13 protein-coding genes are annotated in these 20,993 nt (G+C 60.9%); 3 read left to right on the top strand and 10 right to left on the bottom strand.

Going from position 1 to position 20,993, the window contains the following annotated elements:
* The first annotated feature begins 10 nt into the window (after positions 1 to 10).
* Positions 11 to 3,388 carry a maltose alpha-D-glucosyltransferase gene (gene treS, locus ACZZZU_RS03355; protein WP_463549743.1) on the top strand — a complete coding sequence of 1,126 codons (3,378 nt, stop codon included), beginning with the start codon at positions 11 to 13 and terminating at the stop codon, positions 3,386 to 3,388.
* The gene (glgB, locus tag ACZZZU_RS03350) at positions 3,385 to 5,580 is read left to right on the top strand and encodes a 1,4-alpha-glucan branching protein GlgB (protein WP_463549742.1); all 2,196 of its coding nucleotides are present in this window, start codon (positions 3,385 to 3,387) and stop codon (positions 5,578 to 5,580) included. The genes treS and glgB overlap by 4 nt, the downstream gene beginning before the upstream one ends.
* 210 nt (positions 5,581 to 5,790) lie before the next feature.
* Here glgB and ACZZZU_RS03345 read toward each other — a convergent pair whose 3' ends face one another.
* The 10 genes from ACZZZU_RS03345 to pvdM form a co-directional block, all read right to left on the bottom strand.
* Positions 5,791 to 6,768, bottom strand: a complete 978-nt coding sequence (locus ACZZZU_RS03345) for a lysylphosphatidylglycerol synthase domain-containing protein (RefSeq protein WP_122495908.1) — start codon at positions 6,766 to 6,768, stop codon at positions 5,791 to 5,793.
* Positions 6,765 to 8,003 carry a cardiolipin synthase ClsB gene (gene clsB / locus ACZZZU_RS03340; RefSeq protein ID WP_122495910.1) on the bottom strand — a complete coding sequence of 413 codons (1,239 nt, stop codon included), beginning with the start codon at positions 8,001 to 8,003 and terminating at the stop codon, positions 6,765 to 6,767. Before clsB ends, ACZZZU_RS03345 begins: the two co-directional genes overlap by 4 nt.
* Entirely contained in the window at positions 8,000 to 8,788 is a 789-nt protein-coding gene (locus tag ACZZZU_RS03335; RefSeq protein WP_463549741.1) for an endonuclease/exonuclease/phosphatase family protein, read from the bottom strand. Before ACZZZU_RS03335 ends, clsB begins: the two co-directional genes overlap by 4 nt.
* A complete protein-coding gene (locus ACZZZU_RS03330; RefSeq protein ID WP_463549740.1) occupies positions 8,785 to 9,705 on the bottom strand; it encodes a DUF72 domain-containing protein in 921 nt (306 codons plus the stop codon). Before ACZZZU_RS03330 ends, ACZZZU_RS03335 begins: the two co-directional genes overlap by 4 nt.
* A 3-nt stretch (positions 9,706 to 9,708) precedes the next feature.
* Positions 9,709 to 10,989: a zinc-dependent alcohol dehydrogenase gene (locus ACZZZU_RS03325; protein ID WP_463549739.1), complete on the bottom strand. Its 1,281-nt coding sequence runs from the start codon at positions 10,987 to 10,989 to the stop codon at positions 9,709 to 9,711.
* A 168-nt stretch (positions 10,990 to 11,157) separates the two neighbouring features.
* A complete protein-coding gene (locus ACZZZU_RS03320) occupies positions 11,158 to 13,599 on the bottom strand; it encodes a TonB-dependent siderophore receptor (RefSeq protein ID WP_463382790.1) in 2,442 nt (813 codons plus the stop codon).
* A 140-nt stretch (positions 13,600 to 13,739) separates the two neighbouring features.
* Positions 13,740 to 15,401 (bottom strand): cyclic peptide export ABC transporter, encoded by a 1,662-nt coding sequence (locus ACZZZU_RS03315; RefSeq protein ID WP_463549738.1) that lies wholly within the window; start codon positions 15,399 to 15,401, stop codon positions 13,740 to 13,742.
* 203 nt (positions 15,402 to 15,604) lie between these two features.
* On the bottom strand, positions 15,605 to 16,450 hold the full coding sequence (gene pvdO, locus ACZZZU_RS03310; RefSeq protein WP_463549737.1) for a dihydropyoverdine dehydrogenase: 846 nt from the start codon (positions 16,448 to 16,450) through the stop codon (positions 15,605 to 15,607).
* 10 nt (positions 16,451 to 16,460) lie between these two features.
* Complete coding sequence (pvdN, locus tag ACZZZU_RS03305) at positions 16,461 to 17,747, bottom strand: pyoverdine-tailoring periplasmic protein PvdN (RefSeq protein WP_463549736.1); 1,287 nt, start codon at positions 17,745 to 17,747, stop codon at positions 16,461 to 16,463.
* A gap of 70 nt (positions 17,748 to 17,817) precedes the next feature.
* Positions 17,818 to 19,143, bottom strand: a complete 1,326-nt coding sequence (pvdM, locus tag ACZZZU_RS03300) for a pyoverdine-tailoring dipeptidase-like protein PvdM (protein WP_463549735.1) — start codon at positions 19,141 to 19,143, stop codon at positions 17,818 to 17,820.
* Positions 19,144 to 19,286: 143 nt separating this feature from the next.
* Between pvdM and pvdP the strand changes: the two genes are divergently transcribed.
* Positions 19,287 to 20,915: a pyoverdine maturation tyrosinase PvdP gene (pvdP, locus tag ACZZZU_RS03295; protein WP_463549734.1), complete on the top strand. Its 1,629-nt coding sequence runs from the start codon at positions 19,287 to 19,289 to the stop codon at positions 20,913 to 20,915.
* Positions 20,916 to 20,993 lie beyond the last annotated feature (78 nt).

The following is a 20,993-nucleotide window of genomic DNA, read 5'->3' as shown; positions in this document are numbered from 1 at the left end:
GGAATACGCAATGAGCGACGCAGCGAATAACGAAAAAACTCCAACTGGCAGCAAAGCGCCAGTCGACAGACGCAGTAAAAAACGCCGGCCTGCCGCCTTTATCAATGACCCGCTCTGGTACAAGGACGCGGTGATTTATCAGGTGCATGTGAAGTCGTACTTCGACTCGAACAACGACGGCATCGGCGACTTCCCGGGCTTGATTGCCAAGCTCGATTACATTGCCGATCTGGGCGTGAACACCATCTGGCTGCTGCCGTTTTACCCCTCGCCACGGCGCGATGATGGTTACGATATTTCCGAATACCGCGATGTCCATCCCGACTACGGGACCATGGCCGACGCCAAGCGTTTTATCGCCGAGGCGCACCGGCGCGGCATTCGGGTAATCACCGAGTTGGTGATCAACCACACCTCGGACCAACACCCGTGGTTTCAGAAGGCGCGGCGGGCCAAGCCCGGTTCCAAGGCGCGGGATTTTTACGTGTGGTCGGACAGCGACCAGAAATTCCCGGAAACGCGGATCATCTTTCTCGACACCGAGAAGTCCAACTGGACCTGGGACCCGGTCGCCGGCCAGTACTTCTGGCACCGGTTTTATTCCCACCAGCCGGACCTGAATTTCGACAATCCACAGGTGCTCAAAGAAGTGCTGAGCGTGATGCGTTTCTGGCTCGATTTGGGTGTGGACGGTCTTCGCCTCGACGCCATTCCGTACCTGATTGAGCGCGAAGGCACCAACAACGAAAACCTCGCCGAAACCCACGACGTACTGAAGAAGATTCGCGCGGAGTTGGACGCCACCTACCCGGATCGCATGTTGCTGGCCGAGGCCAATCAGTGGCCGGAAGACACGCAACTGTATTTCGGCGGTGAAAACGGTGGCCCTGGTGACGAGTGCCATATGGCGTTCCACTTCCCGCTGATGCCACGTATGTACATGGCCATCGCCCAGGAAGACCGCTTTCCGATCACCGACATTCTGCGCCAGACCCCGGAGATTCCGGACAACTGCCAGTGGGCGATTTTCCTGCGTAACCACGATGAATTGACGCTGGAGATGGTCACCGACGACGAGCGCGATTACCTGTGGAATTACTACGCCGCCGACCGGCGCGCGCGGATCAATTTGGGTATTCGCCGCCGTCTGGCGCCGCTGGTGGAGCGTGATCGTCGGCGGATCGAGTTGCTCAACAGCATGCTGCTGTCGATGCCGGGCACGCCGACGCTGTATTACGGCGACGAAATTGGCATGGGCGACAATATTTTCCTCGGCGACCGCGACGGCGTGCGCACGCCGATGCAGTGGTCTATCGACCGCAACGGCGGCTTTTCCCGCGCCGACCCAGCCAGCCTGGTGTTGCCGCCGATCATGGACCCGCTCTACGGGTTCCAGAGCATCAACGTCGAAACCCAGCAGCGCGACACCCATTCGTTGCTGAACTGGACGCGGCGCATGCTCGCCATTCGTAAACAACAGAAAGCCTTCGGGCGCGGCACCCTGAAAATGCTCGCACCGGCCAACCGCCGCATTCTGGCGTACCTGCGTGAGTACACAGGCGTCGACGGCAAGCGCGAAATTATTCTGTGCGTGGCCAACGTGTCGCGCGCTGCGCAGGCTGCCGAGCTGGAGCTGTCGGCCTACAACGGCATGGTGCCGGTGGAGATGGTCGGCGGTACGTCGTTCCCGCCAATCGGTCAGCTGAACTACCTGCTGACCCTGCCGCCCTATGGCTTTTATTGGTTCTTGCTTGCTGAAGAAGCACAGATGCCCGCGTGGCACGTGCCGCCGGTGGACCGTATGCCCGAACTTCCAACGTTGGTTATCAAACGTGACCTCAATGAACTGATGCAGGCGCGCTGCAGCACAACCCTGAGCCGCGAGTCGTTGCCGGCGTACCTGCCCAAACGTCGCTGGTTCTCAGCGCTGGACGATGCCGCCAACGCCGAATACAAATTGCTGTACGCCGTGCCGTTTGGCGCGCGCAGCGTACTCAGCGAAGTGCAAGTGCGCAGCGGTGAGCATGTTGAGCACTATCAACTGCCGCTCAGCTACGTGGCGGAAAACACCGCCGGCAGTACCGTGCCGCAGCAATTGGCACTGGCGCGGTTGCGCCGTGGCCGCGAGGTGGGGCTGTTGACCGACGCCTTCACCCTTGGCGAATTCAGCCAGCAGGTGGTGCGTTATCTGCGCGAAAGCCAGACGCTCACCTCCGGCGGCTGCGAGCTGCAATTTCTGCCAACGCCGCAGCTGTTGGCGCTGGCCGACAACCCGGATGAAGAGATCAATCTGGTGTCTGCCGAGCAGTCAAACAGCTCGGCGCTTATCGGCGAAAGCATGGTGCTCAAGCTGGTGCGCCGCGTGATGCCGGGCATTCACCCGGAAACCGAAATGGGTGGTTACCTCACTGCCCAGGGCTTCGCCAATATTCCGCAGCTGCTCGGAGAAGTGCGTCGGGTGGATAACGAAGGCGTGCCGCACACTTTGATGGTGTTGCAGCAATTCCTGAGCAACCAAGGCGATGCCTGGCTGTGGACGCAGAACACCTTGGAACGGGCCATTCGCGACCAGCTTGCGGCTCCGGCCGTCAACGATGCAGACGAAGGCGTGGCCCCGGCGAGCGTCGAATTGGCGGCGTTTTCGCGCATGCTCGGTCGTCGTTTGGGCGAGATGCACAGCGTGCTCGCGCAACCCACCGACAACCCGGACTTCGGTGGCGTGACCAGCACCGAGGACGATGTGAAAGAGTGGTCGCGCAGCATCGGCGCGCAATTGGAAGAAGCGCTGGATGTGGTCGCCGCGAGCAGCAGCGCCAACGCTGACGCGGTGAAATGGCTGGCGGCCAACCGCAAACCGCTGCTGGCAGCGGTGGGCAAACTGGCCAAGCAATGCCTCGGCGGGTTGCGTATTCGCGTTCACGGCGACTTGCACTTGGGTCAGGTGTTGGTGGTGCAGGGCGACGCTTACCTGATCGACTTCGAAGGCGAGCCGACCCGCAGCCTGGAAGAGCGCCGCATGCGCCACAGCCCGATGAAAGACGTAGCTGGCATGATCCGCTCGTTCGACTACGCCGCCGCCATGGCCATCCGCAACACGCAAAGCACCGATGCTTCGCCCGAGGCTGAACAGGTGCGCCTCAACGTCGCGGAAAACTATCGCACCCAAGCGCGTACCGCGTTCCAGGAAGCGTATCGCCTGGCGGCCGCCGACCTGCCGCACGCCTGGCATGAGCGCGACGGCGAAGTGGCGGCAATGACGCTGTTCAGCTTGGAGAAAGCCGCCTACGAAATTCTGTATGAAGCCCGCTACCGTCCCGACTGGCTGAACGTGCCGGTGCAGGGCTTGGTGGAACTGGGGCAAAACCTGTTGGGGAGTGCTGCACGATGATTGATTCCAATGTGCTGGCCCCGCGTGGCAGCAGCCTGCCTGACGAGCAAGTGCAGGCGCTGGTACGCGCTGAGCACGCTGATCCGTTTGCGTTTCTCGGCCCGCATCGCGACGAGCAGGGCCCGATCATTCGCGCTTACCTGCCAGGCGCCTTGGGGGTCGATTTAATCGACGCCAACAACGGCGAAAACCTCGGCGCCATGACCCTGGGTGAAGTGCCGGGCATGTTCACCATCCGCCCGGCCGAGCTGTGCCGCTACCGCTTACGCATCCGTTGGGGCGCGGGCGAGCAAGAGATAGAAGACCCGTATTCGTTCGGCCCGCAGCTCGGCGACATGGACATTTACCTGTTCAATGAAGGCAATCACCGCGATCTTGGCAAAGCCTTTGGCGCGCAATTGGCCGAGGTGGACGGCATTCCCGGCGTGCGGTTTGCCGTGTGGGCGCCCAATGCGCGGCGTGTTTCGGTGGTCGGTCACTTCAACGGCTGGGACGGCCGCCGCCATGTGATGCGCGCTCGGCATCCGTCGGGCGTATGGGAAATCTTCATTCCACGCCTTGGTCCGGGCGAGGTGTACAAGTACGAAATTCTCGGCAGCCACGGCGTGCTGCCGCTCAAGGCCGACCCAATCGCCTTGGCAACCGAGCATCCTCCCGCCACCGGTTCGGTGGTGGCGCAGCCGCTGGAGTTTGTTTGGAACGACCGGCAGTGGATCGAAAACCGCCCGCAGCATCAGGCGCATAACCAACCGCTGTCGATCTACGAGATGCACGTGGGCTCGTGGCGTCACGACGACGGCCGCGTGTTGCAGTGGCCGGAGCTGGCCGACCAGCTGATTCCGTACATGCACGAGATGGGCTTCACCCATGTCGAACTGCTGCCAATTATGGAGCACCCGTTTGGTGGCTCGTGGGGCTACCAACTCCTGTCGCAATTTGCCCCCAGCGCGCGTTACGGCACGCCGGCGCAATTTGCCGCGTTCGTCGACGCCTGCCATTGCGCCGGCATCGGCGTAATTCTCGACTGGGTGCCTGCGCATTTCCCGACTGACAGCCACGGCCTGGCACGCTTCGACGGTACCGCGCTGTATGAATACGCGCATCCGTTCGAGGGCTTCCACCAGGATTGGGACACCTTTATCTACAACCTCGGCCGCAACGAAGTGCATGGCTACATGCTGGCTTCGGCGCTGCACTGGTTGCGGCTGTACCACATCGACGGTTTGCGCGTGGATGCAGTGGCGTCGATGTTGTATCGCGACTATTCACGCAAACAGGGTGAGTGGATTCCTAACCGCCACGGCGGCCGCGAAAACCTGGAAGCTATCGACTTCCTTCGTCACCTTAACGACGTGGTGCATACCGAAGTGCCCGGCGCGCTGGTGATTGCCGAAGAATCCACCGCCTGGCCAGGCGTAAGCCATGACACCCAAGGTGGCGGCCTGGGCTTCGCCTACAAATGGAACATGGGCTGGATGCACGACAGCCTCAAGTACATCGCCGAAGACCCGATCAACCGTCAGCACCACCACGACCAACTGACGTTCGGGTTGCTGTACGCGTTTACCGAGCAATTTATCCTGCCGATTTCCCACGACGAAGTGGTGCACGGCAAGCGCTCGCTGCTCGACAAAATGCCCGGCGACCGCTGGCAGAAATTTGCCAACCTGCGCCTGTACCTGAGCTTTATGTGGACCCATCCCGGCAAGAAATTGCTGTTCATGGGCTGCGAATTTGGCCAGTGGCGCGAGTGGAGCCACGACCATGAGCTGGACTGGTATTTGCTCCGTTACGGCGAACACCAAGGCACGCAAAATCTGGTGAAAACCCTTAACCAGCTGTACCGCCAACACCCGGCCATGCACCAACGCGACGGCCGCGCCGAAGGCTTTCAATGGCTGATCGGCGATGACGCCGCCAACAGCGTGTACGCCTGGCTGCGCCACGGCGACGACGGCGCGCCGTTACTGGTGGTGCACAACTTCACCCCCGTACCGCGCGAACACTACCGCATCGGCGTGCCGCAGGCGGGGGAATGGCAGGTGCTGCTGAACAGCGATGACGAGCAATTCTCAGGCTCGAACGCAGGCTCGCGAGGCGCCGTGCATACAGACGACGCGCAAGCGCATGGCCAGCCGCAATCGCTGAGCCTCAGCTTGCCGCCGTTGGGGACGTTGGTGTTGAAGCCGTAAATGCGCGGCGGGCGCCAGTAAAAATCTCGCGGCTAAAGCCGCTCCTACGGGTAACTGCTTACTCTGTGGGAGCGGCTTTAGCCGCGATGGTTTTTGTGCCTGTCGGAACTTTCGAAACGACACATCTACGTCCAGAGCATCGCGGCTAAAGCCGCTCCTACAGGATCTTCGTTTGTCTGTGGGAGCGGCTTTAGCCGCGATGCTTTTGGGTTAGTCGTCTTGCGAAGTACGAATGTGCTTGGCGCGCTTTTCCAGTACCAGATAAACCACCACGGCCACGGCCAGCGGGATCAGGAAGTAGATGACCCGGTAGCCAATCAACGCCGCCACAATCGAGCCTTTGTCGACCTGGTGTTGCAGCAGGGCGATGAAGACGGCTTCCAGTACGCCCAGCCCAGCGGGGATGTGGGTAATCACGCCGGCGATGCTGCTGATGAGCAGAATGCCGAGGATGTCCCAGTACGAGACTTTGTCGGGCAGCAGGATGAAGATCATCGCCGCCATCAAGCCCCAGTTCAGCGTGCCGAGCACCACTTGGGCGCCGGCCATGCGCAGGCTGGGCAGGGTGATTTCCTGTTTGCCGAAATGCCAGTTGCGGCGTTTGCTGAATTTGCAGGCGAACAAGTACACCGCCGATGCTGCAAGCAAGGCGAAGCCGATCAGTTGCAGGGTGGATTCGCCGATTTTCCAATGTTCGGGCAGGTCCACCAGTCGCAGCGAAAAGACCCCACCTGCAAGCAAAATGTAGCCAAGCCAGTTGGTTAGCAGGCTGATGCTGATGACCTTGGTGATGGTCGGCACGTCCAGCCCCAGCCGCGAGTACAGCCGGTAGCGCATGGCGATGCCGCCGACCCAGGAGCTGAGGTTCAGGTTGAACGCGTAACACACGAACGTCACCGGAATGGTCTGCCGGGCCGGCAGCTTATGTTCCGTGTAGTGGCTGCCGATCAGGTCGAAGCAGCTGTACACCGCGTAACTCACGGCGCTGGCAAGCAGAGCCAGTAACAGCGTTTTCGCGCTGAAGGCGTGCAGCGCCGTTTTCACTTCCTGCCAGTTGAGGTTTTTCACCAGCAGGTAGAGCAACACAGGCACCAGGCAAAAGAAGAAAACATTGAGCAGCCGTTTGGCCCAGATTTTCCAGGCGGGTTGCGGCTTTTCCTGCTCGGCAGTGGCGGTATTGGCGCTCATCGGCTTTCCTCCGCCTTTAGGTTCATGTCGCTTTCCGGTTGTTGTTGCAGCGCGACGGCGTCCTTGACCACCAGGGGTTTCAGGCGCGGCGAATGCGCGGGCAGCCAGCCGGCAATCGCCGGGAAATGCCGCAAGAAGTGGAACGTTAAAAAGATGATGGGCGCGCGCCACCAGTAGCCGCGCATAACCCGTTCGAGGCTGATGCGTTTGCAACTGGCATTCGCCAGCTCGGTGAGGTGGTCGTGCAATTGCTGGTTGAAGCGGTGGTCGCGAATGATCAAGTTGGCTTCCAGATTGAGCGATAGGCTCAGCGGGTCGAGGTTGCTCGAGCCGACTGTTGCCCATTCGTGGTCCACCAACGCGACCTTGCCGTGCAAAGGCCGCTGGCAATATTCATGAATCACCACGCCATCACGCAGCAGGTAGTTGTAGAGCAGACGGGTGCACAGACGCACCACGGGCATGTCGGGCATGCCTTGCATGATCAGCGTCACTTTCACCCCACGCCGCGCTGCGTTGCGCAGTTCACGCAGCAGTCGATAGCCTGGAAAAAAGTAGGCGTTGGCGATCACCAGCCGGTAGTTGGCGGAGCGAATGGCGCTCATGTACGCCTGTTCGATGTCGTCCTGGTATTGCTCGTTGTCGCGCAGGCTCAGCTGCATGCGCACCGTGCCGCGAAAATGATTGGCGGGCGAGGGCGGTTGTTGCCCAGGGCGCTCGCCACGGCGCCAGGCGAGCAGTTCCAGCGCGGCGCGGTGAACGTCAGTAACAATCGGACCGCGCACTTGCACGGCGTAGTCTTGCTTGGCCATGGGGCCGAAGTCGGCAAGGTGGTCGGCGCAGAAGTTGATGCCGCCGATAAACGCGGTTTCAGCATCGACCACGACGATTTTGCGGTGCAGGCGGCGGAACAGGTTGGTGCGCATGCCGAGCACACGCGGGCGCGGGTCGAACATGTTCAACTTCACCCCGGCTTCGGTGAGCGCCGCCACGTAGGGCTTGCCGATGTCGGCGGTGCCATAGCCATCCACGGTCACCTCCACGTGCACGCCCCGTTTGGCCGCTGCGATCAACACGTCGCGAAGCTCTTCGCCGACCTTGTCTTCATAGATGATGAAGGTTTCCAGCAGCACTTCCTTGCGCGCGGCCTGAATGCTGGCAAACACGCGTGGGTAGAATTCCTCGCCATTAATTAGCAGCTGTACTTCATTTCCTTCACGCCACTCGTACTTCATAGGCGAACCTCCACGGCTAATGGCGCATGGTCGGACAAATGCGACCACGGCCTTGTCGACAACACCTGCGGCTCATGGCTTTGGGCGTTGCGGATATAAATTCGGTCCAGGCACAACAGCGGCCAGCGCGCCGGAAAACTGCGCGCAGGGGCGCCGTAGTGCTGCATAAACACTTCCTGCATGCCGGCGTTGGCCAGCACGGAATCGGCGCGCAAGCGCCAGTCGTTAAAGTCGCCGGCAACAATCACCGGCGCGTCTTTTGGCAGCGCATCGAGCAGCGTGCAGAGTAGTTCCAGCTGCTTCTGACGGTGGCCTTCGCGCAGGCCCAGGTGCACGCAAATGGCGTGCACTTCGCGGTGTCCTGGCACATCCAGCACGCTGTGCAACAGGCCACGTTGTTCATGCACACCTACGGACACGTCGAGGTTGTCGTGCCGCAGAATCGGGAATTTCGACAGCAGCGCATTGCCGTGGTCGCCGTCCGGGTAAACCGCGTTGCGGCCATAGGCAAATTGCGGCCACATGGCGTCGGCAAGAAATTCGTACTGCGGCGTCGGCGGCCAGTTGCTGTAGCGCTTGGCATGGGTTTGGTGGGTGCCGTGCACTTCCTGCAAGAACACCAGATCGGAATCCATGGTGCGCACCGCGTCGCGTAGCTCGGGCAAGATGAAGCGGCGGTTGAAGAAGGTGAAACCCTTGTGCATGTTCACGGTGAGAATGCGCACGCTGTGCACGGCGGGCCGCAGCTGATTCACGGGCAGAGGCACGGAGGTGACGGTGGTCATAACTCGATTCCTTGTGGTAATTCACCGGGTTTTGTCGCCAGCGCGGCGGCGAGGCCGAACGACTCCAGCAACTGGCGCGCATCAAACGGCGCGCGCACTTTGATGTCGTTGTCGAAGTAGCAATACACGTCGCGCGCGCCGCGCTTGGTTTTGCTGTCGGGGCTGATCAGGTGCGCGTCAGCGGGTTGTTTGCCGTGACTCCAGGCTTCGATGCGGTCGTGCCAGCGTTTTAGCGCGGGCGCTGAATAGCCGCTGGCGTAGAGCTTTTTGTCGCCATGCAGGCGCATGTAAACGAAGTCGCTGGTGATGTCTTCGGCGTACGGCCATTTCTTCGCGGCATCGGCCACCACGAGGGCGACGTTGTGTTTGCGCAGCAGGGCGATGTAGTCGTCGTTCACAAAGCTGTCGTGACGAATTTCCATGGCATGTCGCATCGGAAGCTTGCCAGGCCAGTCTTGATACCCCTCAACCTGACGGCGCTCGTCGCACCCGCTGGCGATTTTTTTCGCGGCGCGCCGCGTGGTCGGTAATTGCTGAAAAAATTCTTCAATCAGCACCGCGTCGTACTTGAACGTCGGCGGAAACTGCCAGAGCAGGGGCCCCAGGCGTGTGTCCAGCTGACCGAGACCGGAGGCGAAGAAGTTCGCCATGGGCTGTTCGATGTCGCGCAGGCGCTTGATGTGAGTGATCAGGCGCGGCGCCTTGATGCTGAAGACGAAATCGTCCGGCGTATCCGCTGCCCAGCCGCGATAGCGCTCAGGCGTTTGCAGGGCATAAAACGAGCCGTTGACCTCAATGCTGTTCACTGCCCGCGAAGCAAATTTGAGCTCCTTCTTCTGCACCAGCCCCTCTGGGTAGAATTCGCCGCGCCATGGCCCGTAACGCCAGCCGGATATCCCGATTCGAATGGCGGCCATTGTTCAGTCCGGGTTGTGCAGCGCGTGGGACACGGCGGTGTGGCTGATGGTTTCCTCATCGCCGCTGCTGACGCTGTGCTGCTTTTGCGGGTGCAACTCCACCTTGATCCAGCCGCTGGCGCGGCGATCAAACTGCTTGAACGCCTCGATGGCATCGTTCATGGGCTTGATCTGAGTGAGGATCGCCGCCGGGTCGATGCGCTTGCTGACCACCAGTTCGATCAACTTGGGGATGTACTTGCGGTGATGGCAGTTGCCCATGTTGATCGTGAGGTTTTTGTTCATGGCCGCGCCAATCGGGAAGCTGTTCATTTGCGGCGGGTAGACGCCAACAATCGATAACGTGCCGGCTTTGGCCAGCGCCGCCACCGCCCATTGCAACACTTGGCTGGGCGCGTCGCCGGGGTGCCAGTTGTCGCCGTCGGGGTGGGTGGTGGGGCTTACCGCGGCCATTTCTTCGCGGAACGCGCCTTCTTGCAGCGGCGAGCCGTGGTGGCAGCGCGAATGCTCGGCGTCAACGCCGACGGCGTCGATGGCGCGGTCCACGCCAATATCACCGGTAAGGCGAAGCAGGGTGGCGACCGGGTCTTCCTTGTCGAAATTAATGGTTTCGGCACCTTGCTCACGGGCCATGCGCAGACGGTCGTCGAGGTGATCGATGGCAAACACCCGAGCGGCGCCCAGCAGTTTCGCGCTGGCAATAGCGAACTGGCCGACCGGGCCGCAACCAAACACCGCGAAGGTGTCGCCGGGGGTGATTTCGGCCATCTCGGCACCGAAGTAGCCGGTGGGAAAAATATCGGAAAGCAGAATGGCCTGGTCGTCGCTGACTTCCATCGGCAATTTGATCAGACCGATGTTGGCGTGAGGAATGCGCGCCTTCTCAGCCTGCAAACCCTGGAACGGGCCTGTCGCTTGCGGGCCGCCAAAAAATGCCGTGCCGGCGGTTTTGCCGTTCGGGTTGGCGACGTCGCACTGGGCGTAATAACCGGCGCGGCAGTACGAACAGTTGCCGCAGGCGATGGTGGAGGGCACCACGACGCGGTCGCCAATCTGCAAATTGCGCACGTCGCTGCCCAGTTCCTCGACGATACCCACCGCTTCGTGGCCAAGAATGGTGCCCTTGACCATGCCGCTGAACGTGCCGCGTACAAAGTGCAAGTCGGTGCCGCAAATGGCCGAGGCCGTGATGCGGATGATGGCGTCGGTGGGCGCTTGAAGGGTCGGCTCCGGAACGTCGTCGAGGCGAATATCGCCGACGTCGTGAAACACCACGGCTTTCATGCTGTCTCCTCGCTGAATGGGGGTGGACGGAGCGGTGCCGGCGCGACAGCTGCGGTCGGGCGGCGTCCAGTACTAGTTCCGACTGGACGGCAGGAGCGGGGTTCAGGTTTTTTGGGCGAAAAAAAACCGCTTCAAGCGAAGCGGTTTTTGCTGGGCAGGTACGCGGGGTCAATATTCCCAGCGCAGCGTGGCGGTAACGCTGCGGGGCTCGCCGTACAAGTCGCTGTACACGCTGGTACTGGCGTAATACTCCTTGTCGAAGACGTTATCGACGTTAAGCGTGCCGGTGAAGTGCTCGTCGAATTTGTAGCGCGCGAGCACGTCGACCAGGGCGTAGCTTTCTTGTTTGGCGGTGACGGGGTTGTCCGGGCCGAATACGCCGATGTTGTCGTAGCTCGTCGCGCTTTCCCAACGTACCCCACCGCCTAATGTCAGACGGTTCAGCTCGCCCTGGAAGTTGTAGGTGGAAAACATCTTCACCGTGTTCTTCGGGAACCCAACGTTCACATCGACACCATCGGGGTAATAGCTGGTGACGTGGCTGTAGCCGGCCTGCACCTGCCATCCGGGGAGCACTTCGCCCGCCAATTCCACCTCAGCGCCTTTGACCTTGAGGTTGGTCGGGTTGACGTAGCTGTTGCCCAACTGATCGCCGAACTCAGTGGAAGCTGGGTAGTTGGATAGCTTGGTTTCGAACAGCGCAGCGGACAGGTTCAACTTGCCGCCGTAGTACTCGGCTTTACTGCCGATTTCGTAACTGTCGCCTTCAGCCGGATCGACGAACTTGCCCTCAATGGTTTGTGAGGTCTGCGGTTTGAAAATCTTCGTGTAGCTGGCGTACACCGAATAGGTGTCGTTGAGGTCGTACACCACGCCGGCGTAAGGAGTGACCTCGCCGGTTTCCTTGCGCTTGCCGTCATCGGGTGCGTATTCCACACCCGGATCCCAGTCGTATTGAGTGGATTGATCGAGTTTGAAGTAGCTCAAGCGCGAACCCAGGATCACCGACAAATCATCGGTTGGTTTCAAGCGCACTGCGGCGTAGGCGGCGGTGTTGCGTTGTTCATATTTAACCCGGCCTTCGCGCTCGATAGGTGGGCGAGCAATGTTCCCGTGCCAGTTGTAGACGTTGGGAATTGTAGGGTCCCAGGTGATTGTCGGGTCATAAAAGCGCCACAGCGGGTTGGCATCGACGTTGGCCCGGTATTTATTCGCGCTGACGCCAAACATCAACTCATGCTCGCGCCCGAGGAAGGAAAAAGGCCCGGTGGCATAGGCGTCAATGGCGTTTTGTTCGGGCTTGCTCGGCCACTTGGCGAAATACAGGCTCGTACCGGCGCCCGTTTCCTGATCGGGATAACCTTCACTACTAAACCAGCCGTATTCCACATCGTTGTCGTCGCGCGTGTTGGTATAGGCCACTTTCGCCAACCAATCGTTATCGAAACGGTGCTCATAGGTGGTGAAAATCGAGGTGCGTTTGCGGTCGGCATGGCTCCAGTCAGTAGCGGAGTTATAGTCCCGATCGAAGTCGGTCCGGTTGCCGTTGCTAAAGAACGCCGGGAAACCGAAGTAGCCGCAGGCGTTGCAGTTTTTCACCTGGTAATCGATGCCGAAGCTGACGGTATCGCGCTCGGTCAGGTCCGCTTCGAGAATGCCGTAGGCCACTTGCCGCTCGGTGCTTAGCCGGTCGGTGAACGAGTCGGCGGTTTGGTACGCGGCTACCATGCGGCCGCGCACGTTGCCGGTTTCAGTCAGCGGGCCGGAAACGTCTACTTCCGTGCGGTAGTTGTCCCACGAGCCGGCGCTGCCCTGAATAGATGCCTGGAATTCACGGGTTGGGCGCTTGCGAACCATGTTGATGGTGGCCGACGGATTGCCGGTGCCGCTGAGCAAACCGGTGGAGCCGCGCACGATCTCGACACGGTCGTAGACGGCCAAGTCGTTGTCCTGGCTTTTCATCTCCGGTTGGAACACGGTCGGGATGCCATCAACCTGAAAATTCTCGATCTTCAGCCCGCGGGAAAAAATACCCACTTCGTCGTCCGAGGAGTTGCTCTTCTTTTTAAACAGCACGCCCGGCGCCTCGGAAATAACGTTTTCCAGGCTGATCATGTTCTGGTCACGCATGCGTTGCTGGGTGATCACACTGACCGATTGCGGCGTCTCGCGAATCGACAGCGGCATCTTCGTCGCCGTGCTGGTAGCCGCCGTGGTGTACGAACCGGTGCCCTCAGTCGTTTCGCCCAGGCCATTGGAAACGATGGCGGTGGCGCCCAATTCCATGGCGCTCTGGTCGGCCTTGAGCAGCGTCACGCTGTTGCCGCGAATCTGGTAGCTGATGCCGGTGCCGCGCAGCAACACGTCCAGCGCGATCGCCGGTGCGAAGTTGCCTTTGACCGCCGCGCTCTTGCGATTGCCGACCAGGTCCGGGCTGTAAAGAATCTGCAGATTGCCTTGGCGACCCAGCTCTTGCAGGGCGCTGGAGAGTGACTGTGCTGGAATATCCAGCGCGACGTCCTGGGCCTGCACCATCGCCGCGTACGGGCTGGCGAGGAACAGACCCACGCTGCTGGCCAACAAAGACGGGCGCAAGGTGCGCTGAAGCATCAGCTTCATCCGTGGTGAAAGGTGCTTCGTGGAGGACATCATGATCTTCCGTGCATGTTGTTGAGTTAGGTTCGCATTTATAGGACGAGGCTGGGGGCGGAAACCGGAAAAATAATTTTCCGATTTCTGAACTTTTTTACTCAGGCGGGATGCGCAGCGGCCTGCAGCTGACCGTTTTGCAGGTGCACCACTTGGTCGGCGAGGTCGAAATAGCGGTCGTCGTGGGAGATCACGATGATGGTTTTGCCCAGGCGCTTCAGGTCGGGCAGCAGCTCGGTGTAGAAAATCTTGCGGAAGGCCGGGTCTTGGTCGGCGGCCCATTCATCAAACACCAGCACCGGCCGCCCATCGAGCCAGGCGTTCACCAGTGCCAGGCGCTTGCGCTGGCCGGTGGACAAATCGGTGGTGGTGAACGCCCCGTCGCGCACGCTGACCTTGTGAGCGATTTCCAGACGCTGCAAGTATTTGCCGGCATCGGCGGGCAGGGCGTGCTCGCCTTGAACCAGGTCGTCGAACAGGTAGTAGTCGGCAAAAATCGTGGTGAACAACTGGCGGTAATCGTCTCGTTCTTCAGCCGTTATCGCCTGGCCGTTAAGCAGCACCTCGCCTTGCTGCGGCGCGTATAAGCCGAGCAGCAGCTTGATCAGCGTGGTTTTGCCGCTGCCGTTGTCGCCGACGATAAACAGAATTTCGCCGGGCTCGACCCTGAGGTTGACCGGCCCAAGATGAAACGCCGCTGCGCCTTCTACGGCGGGAAAGGCATAGACCACATTGCGCAATTCGATGCCACGCAGGGGCGTGGGCGGGGCGGTTTGCGGGTTGTCCAGCAGCAAGTGCGGCTCCGGCGAGGAGAACAACCGCGACAGCTCGGCGATATGGCTGAACGCCACTTGGGCACGGCTGACAATGGGCAAGGTGGCGAGCAGGGTTTCCAGCGGGCCTTTCATATATAGCAGCACCAAGACGAAGCCGCTGATGACCGCGGCATCGTTGTTGAACCACAGGCTTTGCGTAGCAATGGCCAGGGCGATGACCACAAAAAACAGCATGGAACCGAAGGCTTTGGCGGTGACGAAAATGCTGATCGAGCGAATCTGTAAACGACAGATATGTTCAGCCGTTGCCTGCAACTGTTGGGTAAACATGCGCTGGCGGCGCGGCCGGTTGATGCGCAGTTCCTTGGCGCCTTCGGCCACGGCGCGGTAGTGCTTTTGCAGGTCGTCCTCGGCTTCGCGCGCCTGGTGAAAACCCTGCAACCCGAGCGACTGCGCAAAGAACTGCGCGGTGCAGCCGATCACGATGGCCACGGCGGTAATCAGGAACATCGGCCATGACAAATAGGCCAGGTAGCCCAGGCAGCCGAGGGTCACTGTAAAGGCAATGGCCAGCGGCGCGAAGGCAAAAGCGAAGTCGCTGACGGTATCGACGTCGTGGGTGAGCACCGGAATCAGCCGGTGGCTGCGAAAGCGCTCGATCTGCTCGATGGGCGCCGACAGCACCTTGGCGCCTAGGTCTTTGCGCAGGCGGGCGATGATGTGTTGGCCGATGTAATTGGTGCCGATATCCGCCGCAATCGAGCTGGCCAGCGCCACCAGACAAAATCCAGCGAAGGCGATGACCACGCCTGTGCTCATACCGTTTTGCGCGTGCAGGCCATTGTTGATCGTTGCCAGTAACGCCGTGATGCTCAGGCCGCCGAGCACGCCCAACACCACGCAGGCTGTGGCCAACGGCCAGAACGGCTTGAGCAGCGTGAGCAGTTCGCGAATGGCGCTGGGGGCAGCTGGGGTGGGGGTGTTCATCGGCTTTTCCTGAAAGGGCGCGGGCGTGATCGCCTGAGGAAAAGACGGGTGGGGGGAGGGGAAATTTAGCGGGGAGGGTCGGCAGATTAGGAGACAGCTTGGCGTTCTTCTTTTTCAGGAATCGCGGCTAAAGCCGCTCCCACAGAAAAACAGAGCATCTGTGGGAGCGGCTTTAGCCGCGATGCTTTGCTTCTGCTTGGCGCCTACAGCTCCCGCGCCACCCGAAACCCCAACCAATCGCCACGCACATACGGCTCGCGATAATTCCTGTTTCCCGACCGCGAAAAGATCGGCGCCTCGGTCCAGTCGTTGCCGCGGATCATGTGATATTCGCAGCTGGCTTCCATCCACGCTCTGCCATCGCTCGGCGCGCCGACGTAGCCGTCGTGCATGCAATCGGCCACCCACTCGTACACGTTGCCGTGCATGTCATACACGCCGAAGGCATTGGCGGGGTAACTGCCGACCGGCGAGGTGTAGCTGAAGCCATCCGCCGGCCCGTAGGTGTTGGCGTGTTTGCTAATGCCATAGTCGGCACCTTCATCAAACGGGAACGGGAATGGCCCGGCAGAACCGGCCCGTGCGGCGTATTCACGCTCGGCTTCGCTGAGCATGCGGTAGTGCTTGCCGGTCTGTTTCGACAGCCAGGCGACATAGGCTTTTACATCGTCGTAGCTCATGCATACCGCCGGCTGCGTGGGGCCTTGCGGGTAGCGGGGTTTGCTTGCCACGCATTCACGGCCAGGACGCTCGTCCCCGTCGGCGATGGTCACGTTTGCCTGTTTGACATAGGCGTCCCACTCGCCCGCCGTTATTTGGAAATGGCTGATGGCGAACGGTTTGGCGAAGGTGACGGGGTTCAGCGGGCCTTCATCGGGCTGGCGGCCCACTTCGTTTTCTGGGGTGCCCATAGTGAACGTGCCGGCAGGCAGTACGACCATCTGCGGGCAGTCTTTGCAGTCGCGAAATACACTGCCCGCAGCGTGTGTGTCGGCAGCATTCGCAGGCGGTGCGATCAGCAGCAGCGCGGCAATAAGCAGGGTTTTCATAAACGATTTCTCATAGCTGTTGGGTCAGCAAATTGATGGCGCGATCGATGTCCGCCTCGGTGTTGAGCAGGCTGGGCGCCATGCGTACTACGGGGCCGATATCGCGGTTAACGGCGTCGACGATTACGCCATTGCGGGTGAGGTAGGCGGCAATCGCGTCTTCATCCACCAGCGGCGTTTTGAAAAAGGTGAAACCGGAGGAAAACTGCGGGCTTTCAGGGGTGACCAATTGCACGCCCTTGACCGTTTTTATTCGCTGTTTCAGGTAGGTGTTAAGGCCATGAATGCGCGCTTGCACGTCCGCCTTGCCCAATAAAAGGTGCAGCTCGAAGGCTTTGCCCAAGGCCCAGCGGTGTTCAAAACTGTGATAGCCGCCCGGCGACATCACCGAACCAAAGGTGTCGTCGGCGCGCGAAAAACTGCCGACCGTGGGCGTCATGTTGGCCATGGTCGGCGTGGCCGAGCAGATGATGCCGGTGCCGCGCGGTCCGAACAGCCACTTGTGCGCACCGGCAATCAGGTAGTCGCAATTCAGGTCGGCGAAGGTGACATTTTCGATGCCGAAACCATGAACGCCATCGACACACAACAGCAGTCGATCCGCTTCGTCACGGCCCTGGTTATGTTCGCGCACCATCTTGCCAATTTCGCCAATCGGCAACTTCACTCCGCTGCCCGATTGAACCCAGGTAAGCGCCAACACGCGGGTGTTCGGGCGCAGTTCGCTTTTTATACGCTGCACAATCTGCTCGGTTGAAATGCCCTGCGGCTCGTCGAACAAGCGAATTTCACGCATCTGCGTGTTTTCTCGCTGCTTGCGAAACCGCATGGCGGCGTAGGCTGAGCTGTGTTCGTGTTCGGTGGTCAGCAGTTCCTGGTCCGGGCGAATGTGGATACCGGCATAGATCAGCGCCAGGCCTTCGGTGGTGCTGCCGGTGAGGGCGATTTGCGCGGGCGTGACGTTGAGGTAATTGGCTGCCCAGTTGCGCGCGTTGTCCTCGTGTTTCCAGATGGCTTCGCTTTCGTAATCCACGGCAGCGGCGGGGTTGCGGTCCAGCTCGGCGCGAAACTGGGCGATGGCATCGCGCACCGGTTTCGGGTGCGAGGTGAGCAGAAACGTCGAGAAGTGCGCCAGGCTGTAATCGAGTGGGAACAGGGCGCGCAGTTGCTGCCATTTCTCGGCGGCATTGCTGCTGAAGGCGAGCGCCGACGAGTCGTCGGCAAAGACCGGGGCGCCCATGGGCAAGGCTGCGGCCAGTAAACCGGCCTGTTTGAGAAACGTGCGGCGATCAGTCATGGAGCTCCCGTTTGGCGGCGTTTTACTGTGGCAGAGGCTTTAGCCTCGATTCCTGGAAACGCGGTGGTAATCAGCGGGTGGCGCTGGCTTGGGTCTGTTCCCAGACGCGCAGAAAATTGCCGCCCCAGAGCTTGGCAATGTCGGCATCGGAGTAGCCGCGATTGAGCAGTTCGGCGGTGACGTTGCGGGTGTCGCCGACATCGTGCCAGCCGTCCAGGCCGCCGCCGTCGTTGAAGTCCGAGGCGATGCCGACGTGGTCGATGCCGATTTTCTTTACCGTATAGTCGATGGCATCGCCGTACTCTTTCAGGCCCGCCAGCGGCTCTTCTTCAAGAATTTTGTACAGCGCGCCGGCGTATTCACCGAAGCGCGCTTCGGGCCAGGTGGCGATCACCGGGTCGCCCGGCATTAACGCGTTGTTCAGGCCTTGCAGTGGCCGCAAGTCGAACTGCGCGCGCAGGGCGTTGAGCTTGTTCAGCGTCGGTTGGCTGAGGGGGCGCAAATAAGCGGGGAAGCCGACGACTTGCACCACGCCGCCGCTGTTTTTGATCAGCTGCAATTCGTGGTCGCTGAGGTTGCGTGGAATGTCGACGAAGGCGCGGGGCACGGAGTGCGAAGCCACCAGCGGCGTGCGGCTTAGGCGGGCAACGTCTTCCAGTGCGAGAGTCGACATTTGCGACACGTCGATGATCACGCCCAGCTCGTTCAATCGCGCCACCGCTTGTTCGCCCAGGGCCGACAAACCACCGAGTGCATCGGCGCGGTCGTTGAAGAACGGCAGCGGCCGCGAAGAGTCTGCCCAGCTGTTATTGCCAACGTAGCTAAAACCGAACATGCGCATGCCGCGCGCGGCCCAGGTGTCGAGCAGGCTGAGGTCGTCACCCAGCGGGTAAGCGTTGAGCATACTGATAAAGATGGCGAACTTGCCCTCGTTGGCCAGGCGGCGGTAGTCGGCGGGCGTGTAGGCGATGCCGACCTGATTGGGAAAGTCGCGAACCATGCCGGTGATGATGGTGTAGCGCAGCTCTTGTTGATGGCGCGCTTCATCGACAAAAGCCGGGGTAGGGCGGTGCGGTGCGTTCGGGCCGTTCCAGATTTCTGGCCAGCCGAACACGGTAAGTGCCGCGCCGGACAATCGCCCGCGCGCCGCCTTGATCAGGTCGAAGCGGCCGTCGCCGTCTTTATCCGCTTCGTTGCCTTCGGTGCCGAAATCCACCGGCACGGTGATGTGGCTATCGAACGACACAATGCGTTCTTGCAGCGCGTTGGCGCGGCGCATCAGCTCGGCTGAATACGGCGGTGCGGGACGCACAAAAAAGTACCAGGCCGCCGCGCCAACCACCGCGAGCACCAGTAAAAGCGAGACAACCAGCAAGGTACGACGGGTGTTTTTCATGCTCGAACCAACGGCTAAAGGTGTGCTGTTGGGAGGAACGAGCCGGGCGCCGGAAAATTTAGCGGACGAGGTGCACCGCACCGCTAAATTTCTTGGCGCAGCAGACGTTCTAGCTGGATCAGGTCTGGATTGATGAGTGCGCGATGAGGTTTTCCCGACGAGGCTTTATGGCTGGGCTGGTGGTCACCGGCGCGGCCATTCCCGCCGTGCTTTACGCGCGCCGCGAGCGTGATTTCGACGACCCCTTGCAGCCGGGGCAGCGCCTGACGCCGGACGAGGCCACAGTGGAATCGGCAGCGCCGCCGCTCGCGCGGTTCGCTGATCAGTTGCGGGGTATCTGGGATATCCGCTTTAGCGGCGCGGACCGTCAGATGCTGGGTTTGGCGCAGAGCGTGGAACTGCTGCTGGACGTAGGCCCCAGCGGGCGGGCGGTGCGAGGTTATTTGGGGTTGCCAAGCACCTTGCGTAGCGACAAACCGGCCGAATACCGGGTGCAAGGCGACCTTACCGGGATGCCTGAAGGGCAATTGCGTTGGCGCTTGCTGGGTGATAACGGGGTGCCGCGCTACGAATTCACTGCGCTGTTGGACGAGGTGTGGGGCGGGTGGAGCGATGCCGGTAGTGCCTCGTTGAATGGTTCGATACGCGATTTGCAGCGGCCTTTGGCCTTGCCGGAACAGGCTTGCCAATTCGTCGCCATCAAACGCGCGTTCCCCGAGGCCCGGGAGCGAACGCCGTTGGCGCCTGCGCTACTGAGCTGGCTGGTGTCGCCGCAACACCGTTTGTTTCATCAGCTGTGGCATGCGAGCCGTGATAAATGGCGACGCCTGGACGACGACAAACGCAACGCCCTGCGCGGCCTGGGCTGGCAGCCCGGCCCGCGTGACGCTGAGCGGGGCGCTCGAGGCCGACGTAAACACCTGAACGGCTCGGGCGAGGATTTTCTGTTTATGCACCGCCATATGCTCGGCCGCGCCCGGGCATTGCAGCCCGACTTACCGACCTGGCAGGAACTGCCACAGCCGCCGGTATTTATCGAGCGCGACCGCCAGGGTTTTATCCGTTACTACGACAACCACGACGGCAACTCGGTACCGCCAGCCTGGGTAGCCAGTGACGACGAAGAACTCAGTCAGTGGCTCGCCCAGATCAAGGCCCACGACACCCACTACAGCAACTTTCAAGTTTGGGAATCGCAGTACAAGGACCCCCAATACCTCAGTCGCCTGACGCTCGCCCAGTTCGGTTCCGAGGTGGAGTTGAATATTCACGACTGGCTGCATATGCGCTGGGCCACGGTGACCCGAGACCCGTCCAACGGCATGCCCATAACCGGGGATCGCGAGCAATCCGATTACGCCCCGCGTTGGTTTCGTGCCGAGAACGATTTTCTCGGCGACCCGTTTTCCTCCCACATCAACCCGGTGTTCTGGCGCTTTCATGCCTGGCTGGATGCGCGGGTTGAAGACTGGTTCCAGGCGCATGAGCGCCACCATCCCGGCGAGGTGCTGCGTCGCGAAGTGAACGGCGTGAACTGGTTTGCCCCGGGGCGCTGGGTCGAGGTGGCCGACCCGTGGCTCGGCCCGCTGACCCACGGCTGCGGGCCGACCGAGCAAGGTGCTGCGGCGTTTGAAAGCCAGGCGGCGGAGATGGAGGTGGAAGTGATGAAGCTGGCGCTGCGGATCGCGCTCAGTGGCGAAGACGAGGTGCCGCAGCTGCTCAAACGCAGCCCGAGACGGCCCTGGTATGCACGGAATTTGAAGGTGGTTTAAAGCGTTTCAGCTCGATCAGCTCTCCTATAGGAACGGCTTTAGCCGCGATGCTCTTGATGTTTTCGTTTGCAGGAATCG

It is taken from the genome of Pseudomonas sp. AC136 (assembly GCF_979258585.1).
This window is presented reverse-complemented; position numbering and strand designations above follow the sequence as displayed.